The sequence below is a fragment of the Undibacterium sp. TJN25 genome (assembly GCF_049339885.1).
Lineage (GTDB): Bacteria > Pseudomonadota > Gammaproteobacteria > Burkholderiales > Burkholderiaceae_D > Undibacterium.
Genome location: NZ_JBMPPM010000029.1, coordinates 1 through 2,228 on the forward strand (window position 1 = coordinate 1; position 2,228 = coordinate 2,228).

General features: G+C 51.2%; 3 protein-coding genes. 2 read left to right on the plus strand and 1 reads right to left on the minus strand.

Going from position 1 to position 2,228, the window contains the following annotated elements:
- Positions 1-308: 308 nt before the first annotated feature.
- A complete protein-coding gene (locus ACO0LO_RS28920; RefSeq protein ID WP_422969995.1) occupies positions 309-920 on the minus strand; it encodes an outer membrane beta-barrel protein in 612 nt (203 codons plus the stop codon).
- Positions 921-1,097: 177 nt separating this feature from the next.
- Here ACO0LO_RS28920 and ACO0LO_RS28925 point away from each other — a divergent pair, with 177 nt between their 5' ends.
- The gene (locus tag ACO0LO_RS28925) at positions 1,098-1,892 is read left to right on the plus strand and encodes a helix-turn-helix domain-containing protein (protein WP_422969997.1); all 795 of its coding nucleotides are present in this window, start codon (positions 1,098-1,100) and stop codon (positions 1,890-1,892) included.
- Between the two features lie 254 nt (positions 1,893-2,146).
- Positions 2,147-2,228 (plus strand): GDP-mannose 4,6-dehydratase (locus ACO0LO_RS28930; protein WP_422969006.1); only part of this gene is annotated, 82 nt, incomplete at its 3' end.

The window sequence follows — 2,228 nt, forward strand, 5'->3', positions numbered from 1 at the left end:
CCATCCCGAACAGGACCGTGAAACGACTCTGCGCCAATGATAGTGCTGCAACCAGTGTGAAAGTAGGTTATCGTCAGGCTTTTATCCAGAAAACCCCTCCCTCGCAAGACGGAGGGGTTTTTGCTTTTTAGCTTTAGACTTCAACTTTTACTTTCCGCTTCCCGATTTCTAGTGTTACTTGCTACTTCAGCTTTTTGCCTTCCGCTTCCCCTCGCCGCTTTACATAAAAGCTTTGCGCCTTCAGTTTGTATAGCTGCTGTTTTAGCCCGCCTTGATCGACCTCCTATTTGCTCCGGCGCAGCACCGATCTAAAATTTATAACTGACACCAATGGAAAACAGATTCGTCGTGCCGTTTTGCTTATCGTCATATCTGGCCGGCAGGCGATCCCAGTCGGCCGCCAGAGACCAGTTCTTGTCCAGCGTATAGCGTATTCCCAGGCCTATTACAGGCGCCACATGATTCTTGCTGCCGGATTTGCCGTTCGCATAGTCCAATTCGCCGTGCAAATAGCCAACCCCTAAACGCGCGCGTACTGCCAAATCTCCCATGCTTGCCTGCAGCACCTGGCTCAACGCCACGCCGCTGCTTTTCCTCGCGCTGTTCACCAAGCCTTCAGCTGTGTGGATGGCGGTCTTGCCGCGCTTGCTTGCATATGCCATCACTTCTACGCCTTGCGCGATTTCCACTCCATTGACAGGTGCCAGCGACGCCAGGTAGCCGCCGGATATTTTGCTGCTGATACCATCGGGGCGCTCGCAGAGAGCACCGTTGCCGCAACTGAGTCTGGCCATGCTGCCAGCAGCCACGCCGGCACCAAGGTAGATCTCCGATGCAGCGGCATCCATTGCTGCCGTGATTGCTGCGATACATGCGAGAGCCGCCAACGAGGCGCCAACCAGGGGATGGGAGTTGAGCATGGGATTTTTGGTTTATTTCTTAATGTGCTTCGAATATTGGTTGGTACTGAGCCTGGCGCGCAGTGTTGCAAATTTTTTCATCCGGGACGATATTTTTATGTAAAGATGCGGTTGATAAACTGTGTGGTACCGTATTCCGGTACTTTTTATCAGCAGATTCTATAAACAAGGGATGACATGAGCTCACCGGAACTCGTATTGAAAGTATTGCGTACTGAACTGCGGCATTCGGGAATCACCTATAAGGTGCTGGCCGAACGGATAGGCATGAGCGAGTCCAGCGTGAAGCGCATGTTTGGGCAAAAGGATATGTCGCTGTCCCGCCTGGCGCTGATCTGCAAGTCAGCTGGAATCGCCATGGAGGATGTGTTGCGCCAGGCTGCCGACGTTACACCGCACTCGGATAACTTGACGCTGGCACAGGAAAAGTCGCTGATGGCCAGTCCAAAGCTGCTGCTGGTAGCGATTTGCTGTCTGGGTAACTGGACGATGGAGCAGATTATTGAAACCTACACCTTGTCCGAGCCTGAATGCATCCTCAGTCTGGTGGAGCTGGACAGGCTGGGCCTGATAGAGCTGAAGCCGATGAATCGCTACCGTCTGAAGGTCTCGAATGCCTTTCACTGGCGTCCGGATGGTCCTGTGCAGCAGTATTTCAGGGAGTTTGTGGTGAGCGATTATTTCGATGGGCGCTTTGACGGAGAGGGGGAGAGCCTGTTGTGCGTACCCGCCAGGCTTTCCTCGCAGAGCGCACGCGAGATCGTGCAGAAGATACAGCAACTGGCAGCTGAGCTTGCACGTCTGCAGCAGGAAGACCGACGGCTCAATCCGGAAGACCGCGATGGCTTCACTTTATTACTGGGCTTCAGATCGTGGGAGTTTTCGGCGCTCACCGCGTTGCGCCGCAATGGCAGCGGTGCTAAAACCGTTGTGGCCACCGGGCAGGGCCGCATTCATCGCAGTGAGGCTTAGTTTTGAATGCGCGTCGAACTTTGTTGCAAAATATTGCCTAAAAAATATTAATTGAGCCTTAAGCATCGATACAGGTTATCATGTTAATAATTTAATATTTTTAAAATTTACAAATTCATGACAATTCAAAGACACTTGGAGGCGGATTTAAATCCGTGTCAAATTTAATATGCGTTCTGGCGGAATGGTCATTATTGTCGGCTGTAAATCAAATTCAAAAAAAAAGTAATTCGCGCAAGCGAAGAGGTTAGTAGATGAGTAAAAAAGCATTAATCACCGGAATCACAGGACAGGATGGCGCGTATCTGTCCGAATTGCTGTTAAGCAAAGGCTACA

What these genes read in the sequence shown, in the direction of transcription:
- ACO0LO_RS28920 (WP_422969995.1), bottom strand. Translation starts at nt 920, where the DNA reads ATGCTCAACTCCCATCCCCTGGTTGGCGCCTCGTTGGCGGCTCTCGCA.
- ACO0LO_RS28925 (WP_422969997.1), top strand. Translation starts at nt 1,098, where the DNA reads ATGAGCTCACCGGAACTCGTATTGAAAGTATTGCGTACTGAACTGCGG.